Here is a 22,532-nt window from a genome sequence, read left to right on the forward strand (position 1 = left end):
TTGGAAATAGAAATTCTTTCTCAGTAAATACAAGATCAGATGGAAATAAGTTCAGTGATTTCAGCTGCACAATCCTATGTTACCCGGCAGTACGAGCAACATGCAGACCCGGTGCTGGTGTATCACAATCTCGCACATACGTTGCAGGTGGTTCAGGCCGCCGAGCAGATATCCGCATATTACCGGCTTACGGAGGCAGACCAGCTGGTAGTGCTGCTGGCAGCCTGGTTCCATGATATGGGTTATTTACTGGGCGACCGCACCCAGCACGAATCCGCCGGCGCCGCCTCCGCAAAATCTTTCGTGGCCCAGCAACAGCTGCCGGAAAGTGTAGGGCAGGCCGTGGAAGACTGCATCATGGCCACCCGCATCCCGCAACACCCCCGCAACCTGCTGGAACAGATCGTTTGCGATGCGGACCTGTTTCACCTGGGCAGCAAGGACTTTTCCAAACGGAACAAACTGCTGCGCACGGAAATGGAGCTGGCGACAGAACAAAAGATCTCCGGGGCGGACTGGTCAAAATCCAGCATCCAGTTCCTCGAATCGCATACTTATCATACCGCTTACTGCCGCACCCTGCTGAAGCAGCAGAAAGAAGAAAACCTCGAAAAGCTCCGCAGCAAGCTGGAGCAGAAGCTGGCCGAGGCCCTGGAAGAAAAAAAAGGTAAAGGAGAGAAAGAGGAAAAAAAAGAAGTGAAAACAGAAGAAAAGAAAGAAAAAGAAAAGGAAAAAAAACCGGAGAGAGGCGTGGAAACCATGTTCAGGACCACTTCCACCAATCACATCCGGCTCAGCTCGATGGCGGACAGCAAGGCCAATATCATGATCTCCGTGAACGCCATCATCATTTCCGTATTGCTCTCCGTGCTGCTGCGCAAGCTGGAAGATTATCCCAACTTCATTCTCCCCGCCATCATATTCCTGGCCACGAGCGTTACCACCATCGTGTTTTCAGTGCTGGCCACGCGCCCGAACGTTACCAGCGGCCGGTTTACAGACCTGGACATCCGGAGCAAAAAAGCCAACCTCCTCTTTTTCGGCAACTTCCACCAGATGACCTACCAGGAATACGAGGAAGGCATGGAAACCATTATGAAGAACGGCGAATACCTGTACAGCAATATGATCCACGACATTTACAACCTGGGCGTGGTGCTGGGCCGTAAATACCGCCTGCTGCGCCTGGCTTACAATACTTTTATGTACGGCATCGTGGCCTCTGTACTGGCCTTTATTATAGCTGCCATATTTTTCCCGGTAAAAGGATAGGCTTTGCAAAAGAATGATATACCACTGAACGACCGGGACCTGAGCTGGCTTTCTTTTAACCACCGCGTGCTGGGCATGGCGGCGGATCCCCAGGTACCGCTTTTCGAGCGCGTGCGTTTCCTGTCCATCTTCTCCTCCAACCTCGATGAATTTTTCAGGGTGAGAATGCCCGCGCTGATGGCGCTGCATGATATTGAAGAGGCGGACACGGCCGTGCTGCCCACTGTGCAGGAAGCCATCAAAAAGCAATTGCAGGAATTCGGGCAAACGCTTACCCAACAATTACTGCCGGCGCTGAAAGCTGAAGGCGTTCATCTTTATTACGGCGAAACAATAGACGCGGCGCACTGCAAGCCGGTAAAGGATTATTTCTTCAATACCGTGCTGGGTTTCCTGCAGCCGGTGATCATAAAGCTGGACGAACCCGAGGAAATGTTCCTGGAGAACAATGCGCTGTACCTCGTTGTATGCCTCGAAGACGGCAGGCACGGCATTGTGAACATCCCGTCTTCCAACCTCCCCCGCTTCCTGCGGCTGCCCGATAAACAGATCATTTTCCTGGACGATGTGATCCGGGAGCACCTGGGTTTTCTTTTCCCGCATCAAAAAGTTACCGGCTGCTACAGCATCAAACTGACCAGGGACGCAGAGATCGACGTGGATGAATTCAGCGGCCACCTGCTGGAAAAAGTGGAGAGCATGCTCGTGCAACGGCAGCTGGGCGTGCCCACGCGTTTCCTCTACGATGCGCGCATGCCCGACGGGCTGCGCGATGGCCTCGCCAGGTATTTCCGCATCGCGAATGTGGAGCTGGCGGCGGGCGGAAGGTATCACAACCTCAAAGACCTTGCGGATCTGCCCATGCAGTCCGCCAATGCGGCCTGCGCTTACCCGCCCATGCCCGCTGCGCCCGTAGCCGCGCTGGAAGGAGAAGGCAGCCTGCTGGATACGATTAAAGAAAAGGACGTGCTGCTGCATGTGCCTTACCAGAAATATGATTACATCCTCCGTTACTTCAACGAAGCCGCTACAGACCCTGATGTGAAGGAGATCTATGTAACGCTGTACCGCGTGGCATCGGGCTCGCAGATCGTGCATGCGCTTATCAGCGCGGCCAGGAACGGCAAGCAGGTAACGGTAATGGTGGAGCTGAAAGCCCGGTTCGACGAGGCGAATAACATCCGCTGGGCCAAACGCATGAAAGAAGCCGGGGTGAAGATTCTGTACAGCATCCCCGGACTGAAAGTGCACGCCAAAATAGCGCTGGTAAAGCGCAAGCGCGGCTTCCAGTGGGATCATATCGGCCTGCTGGCCACCGGCAACTTCAACGAAAGCACCGCCCGTTTTTATACAGACCATATATTGCTGACCGCCCATAAAGGGATCACCCAGGAGCTGGAACTGCTGTTCGTATACATGCAGACCGGCATCACGCCCACGCGGTACAACTTCATGCATTTTGAGGACCTGCTGGTAGCGCAGTTCAACCTGGTAGACCGTTTCACCGCCATGATCCGCCGCGAGGCGGAAAACGCCCGTAAGGGCCTGCCCGCGCGGATCGTGATCAAGCTGAACAACCTCCAGGAAAAGCAGATGATCGCAGCGTTGTACGACGCCGCGGACGCCGGGGTGGAGATAGACCTGATCGTGCGGAGCATCTGCTGCATTGTGCCCCGGAAAGGCCTCAGGCTGCGCCGGATCGTGGACCGTTACCTGGAACATGCGCGGGTGTTCATTTTCCACAACAACGGTGAAGAAGAAGTATATATGGGCTCGGCGGACTGGATGAACCGGAACCTGCACCGGCGCATAGAGGTCTGTTTCCCCATATACGACCCCGTTTACCGGCAGCAGGTGAAGGATATTATTGATATCCAGCTCGCGGATAACACAAATGCCGTAATATTGGATGCGCAAATCCGGAATATTCCCATCGAAAGGAAAGAAGGGGAAACGGCCGTAAATGCGCAGAGAGGTATTTACGCGTATGTACATCAACGTTAATGTCTGCATATGGCAACACCTGCTTCTACCGAGAGGTTTGTATCACTGGTGAACAACCGATTCAAATTTTCCCTGTTCCTGCTCTACAAACTGCCCAGCGCCTGGCTGGCCGGTGTGCGCGTGCATACAATGTCCGCCGAAAGCTGCACCACCGTGGTGCCTTACCGCTGGCTTTCCCAGAACCCGTTCCGCTCCACTTATTTTGCCTGCCTGGCCATGGCGGCGGAAATGAGCAGCGGCGTACTGGCCATGGCCCATACGGATGCGGCGCCGGCCAAAGTGTCTATGCTGGTAACGGGCATGGAAGCGATCTTTCTCAAAAAGGCCAAAAACAAAACTTATTTCACCTGCGATGCAGGCAACGATATTCTGAACGCGATCCATCAAACGGTGCAGACCGGCGAGGCTTCGGCGCTGACCATCAAAGTGGCCGGCAAAGCCGCGGACGGAACCGAGATAGCCCGTTTTATGATCACCTGGAGCTTTAAAAAGATTACAACATGAAGATTACATTTCACGGCGCAGCGCGTACGGTGACGGGTTCCAAGCACCTGATCACCCTGAAGAACGGAAAGAAGATTTTACTGGATTGCGGTATGTACCAGGGTATGGGTAAGGATACGGTTCCGCTGAACCTCGATTTCGGGTTCGATCCGAATGAAGTGGACCTGATGATCCTCTCTCATGCGCACATAGACCATTCCGGCCTGGTGCCGCGCCTTTCAAAACTCGGTTACCGCGGGAAAATATACTGCACTCCCGCCTCCCGTGACCTTACGGAAATATTGCTGCTGGATTCCGCCGAGATACAGGAAGATGATATCAAGTACGTGAACAAAAAGAACGCCCGCGAAGGTAAGCCCTACATCGAGCCGCTGTACCGGATCGAAGACGCCAAACGCGCCGTGGACCAGCTTACTCCCGTGCCTTACGGTAATTGGCACAGGATAGATAAAGACGTGGAAGTGATGTTTACAGACGCGGGGCACATCATCGGCAGCGCCTGCGTGCACCTCCGTATCATGGAAGACGGGAAATCGCGGCAGATCACTTTCAGCGGGGACATCGGGCGTTATGGCGACCCCATCCTCAAATCGCCGGAAGTATTCCCGCAGGCCGATTACATCATCATGGAATCCACCTACGGCAGCAGCCTGCATGAGGATATTGCGCCCACGGATGACATCCTGCTGAAATACATCCACGACACCTGCATCGGGAAAAAAGGAAAGCTGATCATCCCCGCGTTCAGCGTGGGCCGCACGCAGGAGCTGCTGTTCGCGCTCAACCGCGCCCAGCTGGCGGGCAAGCTGCCGCATGTGGACCTGTTTGTAGACAGTCCGCTGTCGCTGGAAGCTACGGAAGTGACCCGCGCGCATCCCGAATGTTTTAATAAAAAAGTACAGAAGATACTCGAAGTGGACGATGACCCGTTCAGCTTCCCCGGCATGAAATACATCAGGACCGTGGATGAATCCAAAATGCTGAACTTCCGCAAGGAGCCCTGCGTGATCATCTCCGCATCAGGCATGGCAGAAGCGGGCAGGGTGAAGCATCACATCGCCAATAACATAGACCAGCAGCGGAATACCATTCTCATTGTAGGCTATTGCGAGCCGCAATCCCTCGGCGGGCGGCTGATGCGCGGCGCCAAAGAAGTGTCCATTTACGGGGAGCGCCATGAAGTGAAGGCTGAAGTGGGCGTGATCCGCTCCATGAGCGCGCATGGCGACTATGAAGATATGAGCCAGTGGCTGGCCTGCCAGGATCCGCAGCAAGTGAAGAAGCTGTTCCTCGTTCACGGCGAATATGAAGTGCAGACTGTTTTTAAAGACTGGCTGGTGAAGAAGGGATTTGCGGATGTGGAGATCCCTGAAAGACATTCTGAAGCAGGCCTCGGCTAATCTTCCAGCAACGGGAACCACAGGTTCACCCTCGTTCCACAGGCATTCCCGTTCGCATCCTTCATGTCCTCGATATCAAAGGAAGCATCCATATTAAACCGGCTGTTGTAGATCTGCAGCCGGTCTTTTGTTATCTGCACACCCCTCGAAATGTGCGTGGGGTGGCTTTGCTGTTTGAGCGTGGTGGCGGCGTCGCGGCCAATGCCGTTGTCTTCTATGACGCAAAGTATCTGGTTGCCCCGCCGGATGAACTCTATGGTGAGCAAACCTTTTTCACTTTTATGCTGGAGGCCGTGCCAGATGGCATTTTCCACAAAGGGTTGGATCACCATGGCGGGAATTTCCAGGAAATCCTTATCCAGCTTGGGATCTATCATAATGCGGTAATCGAAGCGCTCAGACAGGCGGAGGCGTTCCAGCTCCAGGTAATTTTCCAGCATATCCGTTTCGCGGGCGATTGTAATGCTGTTGAGCTGCGAATGGTCCAGCACATTGCGGATGAGCCTTGCGAAGCGGCTGAGATAGGCCAGCGCCTGTTCCGTTTCATTTTTCATCATGAACGTCTGGATGGAATTGAGGGCGTTGAAGATGAAATGCGGGTTCATCTGCGCCCGCAGGGCTTTCATTTCAAGCTGCGCCAGCTCTTCCCGGAAAGCCGCGCGGCTCTTGGCTTCTTTTCTCACCAGGTAGAGCCTCACCCTGAAGTACCCGTATACCAGCGACAGGATCAGCAGGCCGAGCAGCAGCCGGAACCACCAGGTTTGCCAGAACGCTGGCTGCACCTGGATGTACAGCGAAGTGACGTTGCGTGAAAATACGCCCGCCATGTTCATGCTCTTCACCCTGAAAATATAATCACCCGGCGGCAGGTTGGTGTAACGCGCCACCAGCAGGTTCTCCGCATGTATCCAGTCTTTGTCCATCCCTTCCAGCTTGTAGTAATACCGCGTTTTTTCAGCATGGTATTGCAGGGATTTGAATTCGATGCCGATGTAATTCTGGTCGTGATTCAGCTTCAGCGGCGTTTTCGGGTTCATCGCCGAATCCGCGATAACGGGGTGGTTGAGCACCCTGAAATCCAGGATGGTAACGTCCGGCGGGGGCGGTTTTACTTCCAGCCGGAATGCTGAAAAGGCCATCGCATGATCGGATGCGCCTACCAGCAGCCGACCGTCCTGCAACACCGCGATGTTACGGCGCACTTTGCGCGGGTTGTCGATAATATCATCGTTCTGTACAAAGGCTGAGAGGGTGCGTGTTTCGCCATTGAAGCGGTAGAACCCGAACGGCGTGGTGAACCAGGCGTCGCCTTTGCCGGCATGCTGCATGCTCAGTATCCATTCATCGAACAGCTGGCCGTTGATGGTTTGGGCCTGCCAGGTGTTGCTGCGGTGGTTGTAGAAAAAGATACCATGGTCTGTACCCGCCAGCAGCACGCTGTCCGAATAAGGCAGTAGGGCCGTGACATTCCGGACGGTATCTGTTCCCCGGCGGAACATGACCTGCTGGTCAGCTTTCCCGGAGCGCTTGTTGAACCTGATCACGCCGCCGCTGCTGGTAGCCAGCCAGAGGTAGTGATCGTTATACGGTATAATGCCGGACACGGACGTGTTGCGGTGAATGAATTCAGTTATCTGGGGGTAGTTGGTCACTTCGCCGGAGCGCCTATTCCAGCGCGCAATGCCGTGTTTATATAAACCTACCCAGATGATGGAATCATTTTCCGGGAACATGCACAGCACAGTCTGATCGCGGAAACCGGGGGGACGATAGTGTTTGAAGCGCCTGGTTTCCGGGTCGAATTCGGAGAGGTACCCGTTTTCCTGCCCGATCAGGATGGCGCCGCTGGCTAGCTCTGCAAAGCTCCATACCTGCGCACGTTCTTCGGGAATACCGGTGCCATCGGGCCGGTAGGTGTAAAACCCTTTCACCCGCAGGTCGGGCCCCAGCCAGGCGAACCCCTGCCCCCAGTAACCGATGAACACATCGCCGTTGCGGGCGGAGTAAATGCCCGTTACCTCCGATTGGGGAAGGGAATGATTGCGGTGATCGAGCCGGGTGAAGGACTGGTTGTGCAGGCTCATGATGTTCACGCCGCGGTCTGTGCCTACCCAAAGGTGGCCGTCGCGGTCGATGAGCATGCAATTGGTCTCATAATCGTAATGAAGGCCAAGCGCGTCGTTGTTATTGCCGGGCAGTTGGAGGTTGAAGCCTTCTTTTTCGTTGTAGCGGTGCAGGCCGCCATGTTCCATGGCGATCCATATTTCGTTGTGGATGTCTTCCGTGATATCGTACACCTGGTCGTTCCCGCCTTTTTTGTAAGGGAATACGAACGTCTCCAGGCGATTGGTATCCGGATGCCAGCGATACAGCTCGTTGGCGCCCCGGGTTGCGATCCACAGCCGCTTGTGGTGGTCTTCGAATATTTTTTTCGCGCTGGTGGGAATGTTGAGCGCTTCCAGTTTCAGGGGATTGTTATACTGGGAGTACACTTCCTTCCGGTCTTTTGTGATCATGTACATCTCAAATACGCCGCTCACCCACAGCCGGCCGGATGCGTCTTCCAGGATGGCGCTCCGCATTTTGCCGCGGAGGCTGTCCGGTATGCCGGGGGCTTTGCGGAAGAGGCGACGCTGAGTGTCCAGCTGTAGCAGGCCGGCGCCGGTGGTGAGCCAGAGCACGCCGTTGCGGTCCTGCAAAAATGCGTGGCAGCGGAGGTCGCCGGGGTTCATGATGCCGGGCTCCAGCGGTACTGCGGATACTTTGGAGGTGAGTGGGTCGTATACACGGATATTGTCCGGGGTGCCCATCCAGATGCGGCCCTGGCGGTCTTCGAACAAAGCGATGTCTTCGTAATAAATGGAACCGGGCAGCCGGTCGAAGTTGGAAACAGTGAGGAAATTTTCGCCGTCGAAGCGCTGAAGCGCGGTGCCGGCGATCCAGATGAAACCTTTTTTATCCTGGAGAATGGCGGAAACGTGGTTGCCGGCCAAACCGTCTTCCATGTTGAGATGGGAGAAGGTATAGGCGTGCCCGGGCTGCTGCGCGTAGGCGCTTAATCCCAGAAATATGGCTGCCAGCAGATGTATAACTCTCATTCAGGTACAAGAATCTTCCAGGCAGGCGGATTTACCCGCCCGGAAGGCATAAAGTTACTTTGTTACGTTCAACTGGTAAGCGGAAACATTGTTTCCGAAGAACGTGGGCACATATACGATCTTCTTTTTCGCGTCGTACCCGATGTCCGCAGTCTGCAGCTTGTCTGCCTGCGTGTCCAGTATCTTGCTGGCAGTACCGGTTTTTAGGTTCACGTAAAACACTTCGCCCTGCCAGCAGGAAACGATGTATTCGTCGCCCTGTACATGCTCAATGCCGTCTGTGCCGCGGGTTACGTCTACCAGCTTGGTGAGCTTGCCATCTTTACCCGCGCGGTAAACGGCGCCCGCATCCAGCAGCAGCAGCCCGTCAGGGCGCCAGAGAACGCCGTTGGGGCCTTTTACGCCATTGTTTGCACTGTCCAGCAGCACGGCCGATTTGCCGTTGATGAGGGTATGCACTTTTTTCTTTTTGGAGTCTGTTACATACACCACGCCTTTGGGATCTATGCTGAGATCGTTCAGGTTGAGCGCGTCAGGAATGGCGTGTTTGGTAACGATGGAGCCTTTCGCGATGTCTATTTCCACCACTTCGCTCATGTCCGCCACATACAGGCGGTTGCCGTGTATGCCCATGCCTTTGGGAGAATTCAGGCCGTTCACCCAGTGGAGGTTGCTGATCCTGCCGTCAGGGCTCATTTTGGAAATGAAGCCTTTGCCGTCGTTGGCCCAGGGCGAACCGTCGATGTTGGCGATATACAATACATTGCTTTTGGCGTCGAGATAAACGGACTCAGGCACGCGGAGCGTGGTGTCGGAGGTCCATTTTTTCTCCAGGGTGGCCGTTTGGGCTGAAACACGCAGCAGTGGAAGGGCTGCGCATGAAAGACAAAGGATAGCAGCTTTAAGTTTCATAACTGGTTAAGATTAGGTTTTAAATTTAATAAATCCCGCCGGGATTAATGAATAAGAAAAGCCGGTTTGCAGGACCGGCTTTTAATGTTGTTCGCGGGATCCGCATCAGTCCCTGATCTTCAGCATGCCTGCATTAATGGCCACTACGACGGTGCTCACGCTCATCAGCACCGCGCCGGCGGCGGGGCTCAGCAGTATGCCCATGCCGCTCAGAACGCCCGCTGCCAGCGGCAGGGCCACGATGTTGTAGCCGGTGGCCCAGGCAAGGTTCTGTATCATTTTCCGGTAAGTGGCCTTGCCGAACAGCACCAGGTTCACCACATCTTTTGGATTGCTGTTCACCAGCACAATATCCGCCGTTTCCGCCGCCACATCGCTGCCGGAACCTACGGCTATGCCTACGTCTGCCTTGGCCAGCGCGGGGGCGTCGTTCACGCCGTCGCCGGTCATGGCCACGTATTCCCCGGCCTTTTGCAGTTCGGCTATTTTTTCGAGTTTCTGATGGGGGAGCACTTCAGCGAAATACTGGTCCATGCCCAGGGTTTTACTCACGCTTTCACCCACGATCTTATTGTCGCCGGTGAGCAGCACGGTTTTGATATGTTGTTCGCGGAGGGTGCGCACCGCGTCCGCGGATTCGGGACGCAACTGGTCAGACAGGGCGATGTAGCCTATCACCGCATCGTTCTGCTGAACATACACCAGCGTTTCCCCGGCACGGATCTCCACCGGCTGCGATGGCAGCGCATTGGGACTTACCACGGAAATGGCCTGGCCGTTCACGGTGGCGGTAATGCCTTTACCGGTGATGGCCGTTACGTTCGCGGCCTTTTCCGCCGTCAGCCCCATTTCTTTCACTTTCTGCACAATGCCGGTGGCGATGGGGTGCTCGGAGCTTTGCTCCAGCGAATATGCGAGGCGGAGAATATCGTCGTCGCTGAAATTTTTGTCCAAAGCGCCGTACCGCGCCACTGTAAACTGGCCAACGGTGAGCGTGCCGGTTTTGTCGAACACCAGGGTGGTGATCTTGCGGGCGTTTTCGAAAGCCGTACGGTTCCTGATCAGCAGGCCATGCCTTGCCGCCAGCGCGGTGGATTTGGCCACAACCAGCGGAATGGCGAGGCCCAGCGCATGCGGGCAGCAGATCACGATCACCGTTACCATCCGCTCGATGGCAAAGGCAAGCGTGCTGCCGGAAAAATACCAGGCTGCAAAAGTGACCAGCCCCGCCACGATGGCAATGAGCGTGAGCCAGCGCGCCGCTTTGTCCGCCAGCAGCTGTGTGCGCGATTTGGACCGTTGTGCGTCGTTCACGAGCTGTATCACCTGCGAAAGATATGACTCCGCGCTGTTGTGCGTTACCTGCACATGCAATGCGCCGTTGCCGTTGATGGAACCGGCGATCACCTTATCGCCGCCGTGTTTTTCCACCGGCCGCGATTCGCCGGTGAGCATGGATTCGTTCACCGCGCTTTCCCCTTCGGTCACCAGGCCGTCTGCCGCGACCTTTTCGCCGGGCTTTATGAGAATGACGTCGTCTTTTTTAAGTGAACCTGTTCCCACCTCCATGATATGATCGCCATGTACAAGGTGGGCGGTAGAAGGCATCAGCTTTACCAGCAGTTCCAGTTCCCTGGAAGCCCCGGCCACGGAGGTCATCTCGATCCAGTGGCCAAGCAGCATAATAAGGATCAATGTAGCGAGTTCCCAGAAAAAGTCCATGCCTTCCAAACCGAATACAGTGGCCGCGCTGTAGATGTAGGCTACCGAAATGGCAAAACCGATCAGTGTCATCATGCCGGGGTTGCGGTTTTTCAGTTCCTCTGCCAGCCCTTTCAGGAAAGGCCAGCCGCCGTAAACAAAAATGACGGAGGATAAAACAAAGAGCAGCCATTTGGATCCGGGGAAACTCCAGTCCACCCCCAGCCAATGTTGTATCATCGGGCTGAGGAGCAGCACCGGTATGGTGAGCGCGAGGGTGGCGTAAAACCGTTTTTTGAAATCGCCGACCATGGCATGATGATCGTGGCCGTGCGCGGCATGGCTGTTATGACCGTCGGCAGCCGGAGGTGCGGCATGAGTTGCGTGCTGATGCGCTGTTGTTGGTTCCGTGTGGTGATGGCCGTGAGAGTGATCCATTTTGCGTTGCTTTCAGGTGTAAAAAAATGAAACAGGTTTCAGCGCAAAAATGTTCAAAATCCTTACCAAATAAGGGTTTTGGCGGAATTGTATAACAAATGGCAGGAATTATGTAAAAAGCCCGGGTTATGGGAAAGGAATTATTACCGGCATGCCGCCGCCGTTGAAATGTTTTTCAAGTATCTGGCGGAGGGCGGTAAATTCTATGGGTTTGATCACATAATCGTCTGCGCCTTCGCTGAGGAAACGTTCAACGGTTTCTGTGAAGGCGTCGCCGGAGGCGATGACGACAGGGATGTCCCTGAGCGCTTCGTCCTGTTTGAGATGATAAAGCATTTCACGGCCGTTCATCTTCGGCATGTCTGAATCGAGAATGATAAGATCAGGGTTTTCCTGCCGGGCGAGCTCGAGCCCTTCGAGGCCGTTGCCTGCCAGCAGCACCGTCACGCCGTTGTTTTGGAGGAAGTTCCGCATGATGGTCTGGTTCATTCTATCGTCTTCCACCACCAGGACGGTTTTTCCTGCAAACTGCCGCGGCGTGGGCACTCCGCGCGGAGGCTCGGGTACGTGCTGTCTTACCACGTCTTTTTCCGGGAACAGAACAGTAAAAGTGGTGCTGATGCCTTCCAGTGAATCCACCATGATGCTGCCGCCCAGCAGTTCCGTAAAATGTTTCGAAATGCGGAGCCCCAGGCCTGTAAAAGAATCCCTGTCGGCTTCAAAAGAATGATAGATCTCCCTGAGCTTATTGCATTCAAGCCCGCCGCCCTGGTCGGTGACGCTGATATACCATTTATCTGCCCGCACGCCGCAATCAATGGCAATGACGGTCTGGTTGCGCGTGTGCTTAATGGCGTTCAGCAGCAGGTTGTTCACGATCTGTGAAAGCTTGGTATCGTCGGTGAACACAAAGTCAGGCATATTGGTAAAGGTGAGCTCGATATCCACGTTCTTGCTGCTGGCCATGTGTTCGTAAACGCCGGTGCCCTGTAACAGGTGGCGGATATTCACATGCTTACGTGCCACTGCATCCAGCTGGCCGGCTTCGATCTTGGACAATTCCTGTACGTTGTTGAGAATATCTTTCGCGTTGAAACTGGCTATATTCAGGTGGTCTACAAGGGTGGACAGGGATTCCCCGGTTCTGCCATTCTTCAGGTCCAGCCGCATGAGTTGCGCGATGCCGCATATCGCGTTCAGCGGATTCCGGATCTCGTGGTTCGTTTCCTTCAGGAATACCCTTCTCGACCTGTTGGATATTTCGAGCTCCTCAGTTCTTTTTTCGAGCTCTTCAGTTCTTTTTTCGAGCTCTTCACTTCTTTCTTTGAGCTCTTCGCTTCTTTCTTTGAGCGCCTTCATCAGGCGGTTGGCCGTGCTCTTGTAAAAAAGGATGCACACGGTGTTGATGGTAAGAATAAAGCCAATGGCCACCCAGCGGATGAGGAAGGTGACGTTGCGGGAAAACTCAAGCGGTTTGAAGTAGTTGGTGTAATAAAAGAACTCGGTCACGAACAATGCGGCCAGCGTAATGCAAAAACATATCAGGATAGACTTCCGCTTGTCGAACACAAGGTAGGTAGCGCTGATCATGAACAGCAGCGCCAGGGCTATTTCTGCCTTCGTGCCCAGCAATGCCCCGAAGTACATGACGCAGATGGAATGATAGCTGATCATGCAGATGCCTGCGGTTTCATGTTTTTTGAGATGATTGAGATAGATGATGAAAAAGAATCCCAATCCTTCGAGTGTGGCAGGTATCAGTATCTGCAGCTTACCAGTGATCAGCCAGAAGATGAAGCCCATAAGAATGGCCAGTACACCCGTGGTGAGGCATAACGCGTTGTTGATCCGTATTCTTTGCTGTTGCTCATTCGTAAGACCTTCGGTGCCTGTTGCAATAACGGGAGCAATGACAGGAGCAATGAAAGAAAATATCAATGAAAGTATTTTCATGTTTTGGTGTTTCTGCTCTTGTGTCAAGGAATGGTCGTGGGGCTATCTTAATTCATTTCAGGTTGTAACGGTTATAAAAATACGGATAACAACAATGCTCGCAAAATGAGAATTTCTATACCAATTTGTTTGTTCTCTATAAGAAACAGCCATTGGATCATTTTCTCAGGGGATGCATACACGTTAGTGTGGAGAGTAAGCGATGTAACGGGGTATTAATCAATAATATGCGCAGCCATGAATACACAGCGCACTCAGCGGAGGAGGGTGGCGGTACCGGTCAGGAAGAAATCGTAGCCCAGGTAGTCCACCGCCTTTACCTGCCACACATACACGCCGGTGGATTGCGGCGCGCCGTTGATGCGCCCGTCCCAGCCAATACCATTGGCCGTTCCGGTGAACACCATTTGTCCCCAGCGGTTGTACACGGAAAAATACCGGATCTCTTTAATGCCCGCGCCGATGGGCCTGAGGTAATCGTTGGCGCCGTCGCCATTGGGCGTAAAGGCCGTAGGCACAAATACCTGCGGCAGCGTGTTATACACTTTCACGGTTATAAATGCGGAATCGGCGCAGCCGGCTTCGTCCTGCACGAGCACTTTATACCGTATGGCGCGGGTGGGGGTGTTGAAGGTGATGACCGGGTTCTGGATAAAAGGGCTGGACAGCCCCGCTGCGGGGAACCATGTGTAGCTCAGCCCTCCGCCTGCATTCAGCTGCAATGGCTGGCCCAGCACCACGGCAGTGTCGCCGCCCGCTGTTGCGTTCACTTTCGGCAGCACGGTCACAAGCACGGTATCCAATGTTGGCTTGGGGCATCCGCGTGTGTCCGTAGCCGTTAGTATGTATGCGGTAGTGGCGGCCGGCTGTACTATGGGATGGAGGGTATTGGGCAGCAGGGGCGTCCAGGTGAAGGCGCTGCCGTCTGTGGCGGCGTGAAGGGCGGCGGCGGTACCGAAGCAGATAGTGGTATCTGGCCCGGCATTGGCGCGGGGATAGGGCACGGTGCTCACGTTGATGTCTGCGGTGGCGGTGCAGTTACTGATGCTGGCGGTTACGGTATAATGTGTGCTGCCGGTTGGCGTGGCAAGCGGGTTCTTTGTGCCAGCGTCATCCAGGCTGGCTGCGGGCGCCCAGTTGTAACGCAGGCCGTCGGAGGCGGGGCGCAGCGTGATGGCGTCTCCCAGGCAGATCACCGTATCCGCCGGCAGGGTAAGGCTGACCTGGTTCACGGCGCGTATCATCACGGAATCGCGGTTCAGGCAGCCATCGTAATCGAGGTCTACATAATATTTGGTATCGCTGGTCACATTCACCCGTGGATTGGGGGTGTTGGCGCCGGTCATGTTGATATTGGGGCTCCAGGTGTAAACACCCAGCCCGGTAGCCTGCAGCTGCAAAGGATCGGGCGGGCAAATAAGGGTGTCGCGGAAAGCCAGGTTGATAGGCGGTTTGTCCAGTATCGTGACCTGTTGGAACAATGTGTCCTTACACCCAACGGTGTTGTGCACGATGAGCCTTACGCCTTTGGCGCCCTGGGAGGCGTAGGTCCAGGAAGGATGCTGGAGGACGGAGAAATCGGTTTGTGTGGCAACGTCGCCAAAATCCCAGTCCCAGAAATTGACCGTTCCGAACCGGGTGGTGGTTTCGTCGCGGAAAAGAACGGGTTTGCTGATGCAGGCGCCCGCAGATGAAAAGCGCGGTTCGAAGCCGGGGTATACGAAAGCTTGTGCTTCGGTGGAATCGGGGCATTGCATGCCGCGGTTGGTAGTGAGCTTTACGGTGTAAGTGCCGGGCGTAGTGAAGTTATAATCCGCGGTTTGCGTGTTGGAATTGTATACCACGGCGCCCGCGCTGTTTGTAAACTCCCAGTGCCAGGAAGATATCAGCGGGCTGTTGCTCTGGTTGGCAACGGTAAGGCGCTGGGTATTGCCGCAGAGCATGTACTCCGGCAGCAACGATGCTGCGGCCACGGTGCAGCCGGTGATGTTCAGCTGGAGGTCTTTCCGCTGCACGGCAATAGCCACGCCGTTCCTGATCTCCTGCACGCAAACGGTGACCACGTAGATGCCCACGCCGGGCGCAATGCCGGAGATCATGCCTGTTGCCGGATTGATCGTTACGCGGTCGCCAAGCGGGCTGCTGCCGCTGAAATTGGAACCATACGGCACGGAATAATAAGGCGGGCCTGCAACAGGCTGGCTTGTCTGCCCTCCGCCACCGCCTCCTCCGCCGCCACCGCCGCCGCCGGCATAACCGACGGTCTGGTAGGCCTCGCAGAAATAATATCTCAATTCGTCGCCGTCGGGATCCTGCGCGGCGAAGCTGTAGTTGAAAGAGTTTTCCGCGCAGATGGTCACCAGGTCGCTGCCGGTGAAATGTGCGCTGCTGTTGTTGGCCGCGGTGCGGAGGGGACTCGTACCGGGGATCTCGGCGGTGTAGGTAGCGCCAATGCGCCCGTAACCTGGTTCGAGATTATTGATCGCATCCACCCTGTTCGTTACCTGTGAAGTAAGCAGGTAGCCGTCGGCAGACAACGGCAGGGTGATATCAAATTCCCAGTAACCCACATAAAAGCAGATCAGCGGCGGCCGCGTGATGCAGGGATCGGTGCTGGTGGCGCTCAGCTCTTCTTCCCGCGAAAGCGGCACCTGTTCGTCGCGGATGCGCTCTCCGGTAATGCGGTTAAAAACACCGATATAGATAGGATTGTAAAAATTCCTGTTCGGGGTAAAGCAGCTTCTGAATTGTTTCAGCGTAACGTGGTAGGTATTGGAGCTGCCGGAAGAACCGGTAAGAACGTAATACATCTCCCCGCCGGTGATATGATCGGCTTTAAGGGGTAGGGAATATCCCAGAAAAATGAGCAGCAGAATGTGCTTCATGCAGATGTAATTAATCTGACCAGGTATACGTAAACGCTCACGCACCGGTTGCTCGTGCCTGCAAATGTTAGGTTGGAATGGTATATTGTAAATATAAGCAACCGGGTTTTACCGGGTAGCGGGATAAAGCAGCCCGTGCAGCAGACCTACCAGTTCGGAAAATTTCTCGGGTTTGGTAATGAACTGGAAAGCGCCCAGCTGCTTCGCTTCGTTGATGGTCTGTATATCCGACGCAGTGGAATAAATGATCACAGGCACGTCCTTGGCTTTGTGCGCAGCTTTCACTTCCCGCAGGAACTGCACGCCGTTCATCACCGGCATGTTGAGATCAAGAAAGATAAGATCGGGTAGCGCATCCGCGCTGTTCAGCTGCATAATCGCCTCGTAGCCGTTCGGCGCCGTGTTGCATACAATGGATTCGTCTATGAACTCCAGGGCAGACAGGAACATCTCCTGGTCATCAATATCATCATCGATCAGTAGAATGGTGGGTATATTTGTCGTCATACGGTGCTGGGATTAAAATATTTAAACTCCGAACAATCAATTGGCCTCAGTCTTACATTGAAAAATATTCATATACATTAAGGGACGGGCAAACGTGTTACTGTTAATTTAATGAATTTAAGTTGAAAAAAAATGTATTTAATGAGTAAGATTGTAACCCGATGTTTAATTAACACACATCCAATGAAAAAGTTACTCTTTATGTTGTTGGCGGGCCTTGCGGCGCCCGGCGTATTTGCCCAGCAGAAACCCAATGTGATCATTATTTACGCGGACGATGCGGGGTATGGGGACCTGAGCTGCTACGGCGCCACCAAGGTGCGAACGCCCCACCTGGACCGGCTGGCCAAAAGCGGCATCCGTTTCACCAACGGGCACGCCACCTCTGCCACCTGTACCCCTTCGCGTTTTGCGCTGATCACCGGGCGTTATCCCTGGCGCAAGACCGGCACCGGCGTGCTGCCGGGCAACGCGGCCATGATCGTTCCCGTTGGCCAGCCCACCCTTCCTTCCATGATGCAGAAAGCAGGATACAAAACCGCGCTGGTCGGCAAATGGCACCTTGGACTGGGCGATGGAAAGGAGATAAACTGGAATGAAGATATTAAGCCCGGGCCCAACCAGGTGGGATTCGATTATTCATTTTTTTTCCCCGCCACGGCAGACAGGGTGCCGACCGTTTTCGTGGAGAACGGCAGGGTACAGGGGCTGGATAAAAATGATCCGATCGAAGTGAACTACAAGGAAAAAGTAGGGGATGAGCCCACCGGCAAAGATCATCCCGAACTGCTCAAAATGCAGGCTTCCCACGGGCATAATAATACCATTGTGAACGGCATCGGCCGCATCGGTTATATGAAAGGCGGCCAGAAGGCCCGCTGGACGGACGAAGAGCTGGCTTACGCGTTTACGGGCAAAGCTGAACAATTCCTGGAAGAGAACCGCCAGCGCCCGTTCTTCCTGTTTTTCGCACTGAGCGACATTCACGTGCCGCGCATGCCGGCCACCGTGTTCAAAGGAAAAAGCGGGCTGGGGTACCGTGGCGATGCCATCCTGGAAATGGACTGGATGGTAGGGCGCATCATGGATAAGCTGAAAGCGCTGGGCCTGGAGAAAAACACCCTGGTGATCTTTTCCAGCGATAACGGTCCCGTGCTGGATGATGGTTACCACGACGAGGCGGTGACCATGCAAAACGGCCACCAGCCGCTGGGGCCGCTGAGAGGCGGCAAATACAGCGCCTTCGAGGGCGGCACCCGCGTACCCTGGATCGTGAGCTGGCCCGGCAACATCAAAGGCGGCCAAACTTCAGGGGCGCTCATCAGCCAGGTGGACCTGTTTGCTTCCTTCGCAAAAATGACCGGCCAGCCGCTGGGCGAAACCGATGCGCCGGATAGTTTCGATATGCTGAACCCGCTGCTGGGCAAAACCCAGAAAGGCCGCGACTGGCTTATTTTACAGGGCGGCGCGCTTTCGCTGGTGCAGGGCGACCTGAAATATATTTCACCTTCCAACGGGCAGAAGCTGGCCAAAGAAGTGAATATCGAAACCGGCAACGACCCCGCGCCGCAGCTGTATGATCTAAAAAACGACCTGGGGGAAAAGCAGAACATTGCGGCGGAGCACCCGGAGAAAGTGAAAGAAATGGCAGCGATGCTGGAGAAGCTGAAAGAAGCGGGGAAGACGAGGAAATAAAAGCGTGATCCACATGTTTACAAAGTCCCGCTGCTCCTCGCAATGACGGCCTTTCCAAAGATCAGGCTTTCTCATAATTGCTTGCATCGTTCAGCAACTGCATGGCGTCCGTATCCAGTTTAAGGTTCACGGCGCGGATCAGTTCGTCCAGCTGCTGCAGGCTGGTGGCGCTGGCGATGGGCGCAGTGATGCCCGGGCGGTTCATGAGCCAGGCAATAGCCACCATGCCGGGTTTGGCATTGTAGCGCGCCGCCACTTCGTCCAGCGCGGCGAGAATGCGGAACCCCCTTTCCGTCATGTATTTGCCGAGATACTTGGCGCGGCTGCTGTTGGCAAGATCTTCTTCCTTCCTGTATTTGCCCGTAAGAAAGCCGCTGGCCAGCGCAAAATATGGGATCACGCCAAGGTTATGCTCAATGGCATACGGGCCGTATTCCGTCTCGAACTTTTCGCGGTCGAACAGGTTGTATTCCGGCTGAAGGGTTTGGTAGGAAGGAAATCCTTTGGCGCTGCTTATCGCGGCGGAGGTGATGATACGCTCCAGGCTCATGTTGGAAGTGCCGATGGCGCGTACTTTCCCGGACTTCACTATTTCAGCATATGTTTCCAGCGTTTCTTCGATGGGCGTTTCTGCATCGTCGTAATGCGTCTGGTAAAGGTCGATGTGATCGGTTTGCAGCCTTTGCAGGGAATCATCTATGGACCGGAGGATGTAATCCTTTTTCAGTCCCCGTTTTTCCTCGCTGAACACGCCGCCCACTTTGGTGGCGAGCATGATCTTATCGCGTTTCCCTGTTTTGGAAAGCCACTTCCCGATCACCCTTTCAGAGTCTCCGCCCGTATTGCCGGGCACCCAGCGGGTGTAGGTGTCCGCAGTATCCACCGCATTGAAGCCCGCGTCGGTAAAAGCGTCCAGCAGGCGGAATGAAGTTGATTCGTCGGCCGTCCATCCGAATACGTTGCCGCCGAACATGAGCGGCGCGATCCGGAATCCTGTATTTCCAAGCGTCCTGGTTTCCATAATTGTGATGATTTTAAGGGCACTAATCTAACAAAATAGCCTGATCTTTATTCCTGTAACCGGCATTGTCATTATCATGAAAGTTTTTATTACAAGGATCATTCCTGACACAGGACTGGAATTGCTGCGCGAAGCGGGCATTCAATACACAGAACACCGGGAGAAGCGGCACCTCAGCCCCGAAGAGCTGATAGCCGCCTGCCGGGAGCACGATGCGCTGCTGAGCGTGGGCGGCAACAAGATAGACGCGGCTTTTTTGCAGGCCTGCAAACACCTGAAGGTCGTGTCGCTCATGGCGGTAGGTTACGATAACGTGGATGTTGCGGCGGCCACTGCGCTGAAGATCCCTATCGGCAACACGCCCGGGGTACTGAGCAATGCCACGGCCGATACCGCTTTTCTTTTAATGCTGGCCACCGCAAGGAAGGCGTTTCATATGCACAAGACTATCGCCCGCGGGCAATGGGGCTTTTTTGAACCGACCGCTAACCTGGGCATGGAACTGAATGGCAGAACCCTGGGCGTGTTCGGCTTGGGGAAGATCGGCATGGCGCTGGCCAAAAAGTGCCGCGGCGCTTTCGATATGCCGGTGATCTACCACAACCGCAGCCGCAACGAAGAAGCGGAACAGCTGCTGGGCGCCCGGTATGTAAGTTTCGAGACGCTGCTGCGGGAGAGCGATGTGCTCAGCCTTCACGCCGCCCTTACCCCCGAAACCGCCGGGCAGTTCAACGCCGCCGCATTCGCGCAAATGAAACCCGGTGCCATTTTCATCAACACCGCCAGGGGCGCGATGCACAATGAGCAGGACCTGCTGGCCGCCCTGCAGCAGAACATTATCTGGGGCGCCGGGCTGGACGTTACCAATCCCGAACCGATGGATAAAAACAATCCCCTGCTGGAAATGCCCAATGTGGCCGTGCTGCCGCATATCGGATCCGCCACGGTGGAGGCCCGCAACGGTATGGCGAGAATGGCGGCGGAGAATGTTATTGCCGGGCTGAAAGGGGAGGTTTTGCCGTACGGGGTGAACAAAATATGAAATTATTCACCTGGCTTTCACCCTTTTGTCTTCTTATTTTGTCCTATATTATGTACGATGATTACTTATGTATATATTATGTACGATGATTACTTATGTATAACCCGGTGTATTGAGAAAATTTATTATTTGTTTAATCCTTTTACTTTCTCCACGGTTGCTGCCCGCCCAGTCTCTGAACTTACTGAGCAGCGACGAACCCTATGTGCGCATCGGCAAAACCACCGGCTGGCTGGTGGACCCGGCAGCCCGGCTTACCTACCAGGATGTGAAGCAGCAGGCCTACAGCGCATTGTTTCAGCCCATCCAGCATGATATCGGGGCTTTCGGGATCACGAAGGCGGCCGTGTGGATACACGGGCGGGTGAGTAACCCGGAAACAAATGTTACCCACCTGCTGGTGGAGTTTTCCAACATAGACAGTCTCACGCTTTATTACGAATACCAGGGCGAATTACATACCGTGCAGTCCGGCAGCATGCAATACCGGCCCAACAACTTCCATTACCATGGGTTCACTTTCGAACTGCCGGCGGCGGACGGGCAGCCGGTGGACTTCTGGCTGCGCGCCCGCACGGGCAACGCGCTGATCATCCCGCTGGCTGTGGCCACGGGAGAAGGGTTGCCTTCCGCGCTGAGCGGCATGTACGTGGTGGAACTGCTGTACCTGGGCGTTGTGATCGCACTGTTCTGCTATAATCTGCTGCTTTTTTTCTGGATAAAAGACCGGGCTTATTTCTGGTACCTTGGTTACCTCGTTGCGCTGGCGGCCTTCAACCTGCTTTACCTGCGGGGCTTTCACTACAGCCTGGGCCCTTCCGCCGCATTGTTCTTCAACCAGTACGGCATTGGCCTGGCGGCGGTGAGCTATATGTTCACCATCCGGTTTTCCACCTTGTTCCTGCAGAGCCACTTATATGCGCCGCTGCAAACGCGCATCCTCCGCATCATCTTCTGGGTGCTGATATTGCCCGTCATTGCCGTGGCGGCCGGCTGGCGCGAGCCCGCCATCAGGATCAACGAGCTGTGCAGCTTCTGCATTCCCATCCTGTTCATCTGGATGGCGGTAAGGGCCTACGTAAGAGGGTATAAGCCCGCTTTGTATTTCCTGGTCGCCTGGATCTTTCTGCTGGTTTCGATCGTGCTTTTTGTGATGACCAATCTCGGGATACTGCATTATGGCACCTGGTCGTTCCAGATACTGCCTATCGGCTCGGCGGTTGAAATGATCCTGCTGTCGCTCGCTTTAGGCCACCGGTATGCATTGCTGAAAAAAGAAAAGATCGAAGTGCAGGAGGCGCATTTGAATTATATCGAAGGCCAGAAAGATGTGCTGGAGAAAAAGGTAAAGCTCCGTACGGAGGAGCTGGCCAAAATGATGCAGGACCTGCGCGAAAGCAATACCGTAAAGGATAAGCTGCTGGGTATTATTTCCCACGACCTGCGCACGCCGCTGGGCACCCTTTCCGGCCTGGTGGAGCTGCTGGAGATGAAAGCCCTTTCGCCGCGGGAGATCAAAGAATTTGCACAGGTGGCGCGGCAGCATATCAAGCACATCAATTCCACCATGCACAATATGCTCAACTGGTCGCTGTCGCAGATGAACCGGATCGAAACGAGGGCGGTAAAGGTGGAGCTGGCGCCGCTTTTCCAGCTGATCGCCGATACTTACCGCTTTGCGGCCGCCCAGAAAAGCATCAGGCTGGAAATATCCGTGCCGCCGGGCGCCACGGTGTATGCGGACGACCACCAGCTGGAGCTGGTGATCCGCAACCTGCTGGACAATGCCATCAAATTCACGCCACGCAGCGGTTCCATTGCCCTCGGCGGCCGCGATGCCGGCAGCAGGATAGAGCTGTATGTGACGGACAGCGGCAATGGCCTGAACAGCGAATCCGTTTATAAAATACTTTACGGCAGCAAACTATATTCGACAGACGGTACCGCCAACGAAAAAGGCACCGGCCTGGGGCTCTGGCTCTGCAAGGAATTTGTGGCCAACAACGGGGGAGAGCTGCGGATCAACAGCATTCCCGGGCAGGGCAGTACTTTTTATTTCCTGCTGCCGAAGGAACCGGCCGCCATTACGACGTAAACCCG

The 22,532-nt window shown here is 54.8% G+C and carries 14 protein-coding genes; 7 read left to right on the top strand and 7 right to left on the bottom strand.

All coding sequences use genetic code 11. From position 1 onward, the window contains the following. Nucleotides 1-39: 39 nt before the first annotated feature. From ACTJIK_RS23065 to ACTJIK_RS23080, 4 genes are read left to right on the top strand one after another with little or no spacing between them, the layout of a single operon-like run. Entirely contained in the window at nt 40-1,272 is a 1,233-nt protein-coding gene (locus ACTJIK_RS23065) for a Pycsar system effector family protein (protein ID WP_440649901.1), read from the top strand. Nucleotides 1,273-1,275: 3 nt separating this feature from the next. Next, nucleotides 1,276-3,276, top strand: coding sequence for a polyphosphate kinase 1 (gene ppk1, locus ACTJIK_RS23070; RefSeq protein WP_440649902.1), 2,001 nt, complete (start codon nt 1,276-1,278; stop codon nt 3,274-3,276). Nucleotides 3,277-3,285: 9 nt separating this feature from the next. Further along, nucleotides 3,286-3,780, top strand: a complete 495-nt coding sequence (locus ACTJIK_RS23075; RefSeq protein ID WP_440649903.1) for a DUF4442 domain-containing protein — start codon at nt 3,286-3,288, stop codon at nt 3,778-3,780. Beyond that, nucleotides 3,777-5,180 (top strand): MBL fold metallo-hydrolase RNA specificity domain-containing protein, encoded by a 1,404-nt coding sequence (locus ACTJIK_RS23080; protein ID WP_440649904.1) that lies wholly within the window; start codon nt 3,777-3,779, stop codon nt 5,178-5,180. Before ACTJIK_RS23075 ends, ACTJIK_RS23080 begins: the two co-directional genes overlap by 4 nt. Here the strand turns inward: ACTJIK_RS23080 and ACTJIK_RS23085 are convergent. The 6 genes from ACTJIK_RS23085 to ACTJIK_RS23110 all read right to left on the bottom strand — a co-directional run bounded on the left by ACTJIK_RS23085 (nt 5,177) and on the right by ACTJIK_RS23110 (nt 16,674). Further along, nucleotides 5,177-8,278, bottom strand: a complete 3,102-nt coding sequence (locus tag ACTJIK_RS23085) for a two-component regulator propeller domain-containing protein (RefSeq protein WP_440649905.1) — start codon at nt 8,276-8,278, stop codon at nt 5,177-5,179. The two genes, ACTJIK_RS23080 and ACTJIK_RS23085, sit on opposite strands and share 4 nt — an antisense overlap. A 54-nt stretch (nt 8,279-8,332) precedes the next feature. Continuing rightward, on the bottom strand, nt 8,333-9,190 hold the full coding sequence (locus tag ACTJIK_RS23090; protein ID WP_440649906.1) for an SMP-30/gluconolactonase/LRE family protein: 858 nt from the start codon (nt 9,188-9,190) through the stop codon (nt 8,333-8,335). Between the two features lie 105 nt (nt 9,191-9,295). After that, nucleotides 9,296-11,329 (bottom strand): copper-translocating P-type ATPase, encoded by a 2,034-nt coding sequence (locus tag ACTJIK_RS23095; RefSeq protein ID WP_440649907.1) that lies wholly within the window; start codon nt 11,327-11,329, stop codon nt 9,296-9,298. A gap of 126 nt (nt 11,330-11,455) precedes the next feature. Continuing rightward, a complete protein-coding gene (locus tag ACTJIK_RS23100) occupies nt 11,456-13,282 on the bottom strand; it encodes a response regulator (RefSeq protein ID WP_440649908.1) in 1,827 nt (608 codons plus the stop codon). A gap of 254 nt (nt 13,283-13,536) precedes the next feature. Continuing rightward, nucleotides 13,537-16,167 carry a T9SS type B sorting domain-containing protein gene (locus ACTJIK_RS23105; protein ID WP_440649909.1) on the bottom strand — a complete coding sequence of 877 codons (2,631 nt, stop codon included), beginning with the start codon at nt 16,165-16,167 and terminating at the stop codon, nt 13,537-13,539. 108 nt (nt 16,168-16,275) lie between these two features. Further along, the gene (locus ACTJIK_RS23110) at nt 16,276-16,674 is read right to left on the bottom strand and encodes a response regulator (RefSeq protein ID WP_440649910.1); all 399 of its coding nucleotides are present in this window, start codon (nt 16,672-16,674) and stop codon (nt 16,276-16,278) included. A gap of 183 nt (nt 16,675-16,857) precedes the next feature. On the opposite strand from ACTJIK_RS23110, the gene ACTJIK_RS23115 reads away from it, so the two are divergent. Continuing rightward, nucleotides 16,858-18,369 (top strand): sulfatase family protein, encoded by a 1,512-nt coding sequence (locus ACTJIK_RS23115; RefSeq protein ID WP_440649911.1) that lies wholly within the window; start codon nt 16,858-16,860, stop codon nt 18,367-18,369. Between the two features lie 61 nt (nt 18,370-18,430). Here the strand turns inward: ACTJIK_RS23115 and ACTJIK_RS23120 are convergent, their stop codons facing one another. Further along, the gene (locus tag ACTJIK_RS23120) at nt 18,431-19,390 is read right to left on the bottom strand and encodes an aldo/keto reductase (protein WP_440649912.1); all 960 of its coding nucleotides are present in this window, start codon (nt 19,388-19,390) and stop codon (nt 18,431-18,433) included. Nucleotides 19,391-19,466: 76 nt separating this feature from the next. On the opposite strand from ACTJIK_RS23120, the gene ACTJIK_RS23125 reads away from it, so the two are divergent. Beyond that, a complete protein-coding gene (locus tag ACTJIK_RS23125; RefSeq protein ID WP_440649913.1) occupies nt 19,467-20,432 on the top strand; it encodes a 2-hydroxyacid dehydrogenase in 966 nt (321 codons plus the stop codon). Between the two features lie 112 nt (nt 20,433-20,544). After that, the gene (locus ACTJIK_RS23130) at nt 20,545-22,527 is read left to right on the top strand and encodes a sensor histidine kinase (RefSeq protein WP_440649914.1); all 1,983 of its coding nucleotides are present in this window, start codon (nt 20,545-20,547) and stop codon (nt 22,525-22,527) included. The last annotated feature ends 5 nt before the right edge of the window (nt 22,528-22,532 follow it).

The organism is Chitinophaga sp. 22620 (assembly GCF_052044405.1).
In the GTDB taxonomy this organism is placed as follows: Bacteria; Bacteroidota; Bacteroidia; order Chitinophagales; family Chitinophagaceae; genus Chitinophaga.

Coding starts and splice junctions, on each gene's coding strand:
- ACTJIK_RS23065 (WP_440649901.1), top strand. CDS start 40: ATGGAAATAAGTTCAGTGATTTCAGCTGCACAATCCTATGTTACCCGG.
- ACTJIK_RS23075 (WP_440649903.1), top strand. CDS start 3,286: ATGGCAACACCTGCTTCTACCGAGAGGTTTGTATCACTGGTGAACAAC.
- ACTJIK_RS23080 (WP_440649904.1), top strand. CDS start 3,777: ATGAAGATTACATTTCACGGCGCAGCGCGTACGGTGACGGGTTCCAAG.
- ACTJIK_RS23085 (WP_440649905.1), bottom strand. CDS start 8,278: ATGAGAGTTATACATCTGCTGGCAGCCATATTTCTGGGATTAAGCGCC.
- ACTJIK_RS23090 (WP_440649906.1), bottom strand. CDS start 9,190: ATGAAACTTAAAGCTGCTATCCTTTGTCTTTCATGCGCAGCCCTTCCA.
- ACTJIK_RS23095 (WP_440649907.1), bottom strand. CDS start 11,329: ATGGATCACTCTCACGGCCATCACCACACGGAACCAACAACAGCGCAT.
- ACTJIK_RS23100 (WP_440649908.1), bottom strand. CDS start 13,282: ATGAAAATACTTTCATTGATATTTTCTTTCATTGCTCCTGTCATTGCT.
- ACTJIK_RS23105 (WP_440649909.1), bottom strand. CDS start 16,167: ATGAAGCACATTCTGCTGCTCATTTTTCTGGGATATTCCCTACCCCTT.
- ACTJIK_RS23110 (WP_440649910.1), bottom strand. CDS start 16,674: ATGACGACAAATATACCCACCATTCTACTGATCGATGATGATATTGAT.
- ACTJIK_RS23115 (WP_440649911.1), top strand. CDS start 16,858: ATGAAAAAGTTACTCTTTATGTTGTTGGCGGGCCTTGCGGCGCCCGGC.
- ACTJIK_RS23120 (WP_440649912.1), bottom strand. CDS start 19,390: ATGGAAACCAGGACGCTTGGAAATACAGGATTCCGGATCGCGCCGCTC.
- ACTJIK_RS23125 (WP_440649913.1), top strand. CDS start 19,467: ATGAAAGTTTTTATTACAAGGATCATTCCTGACACAGGACTGGAATTG.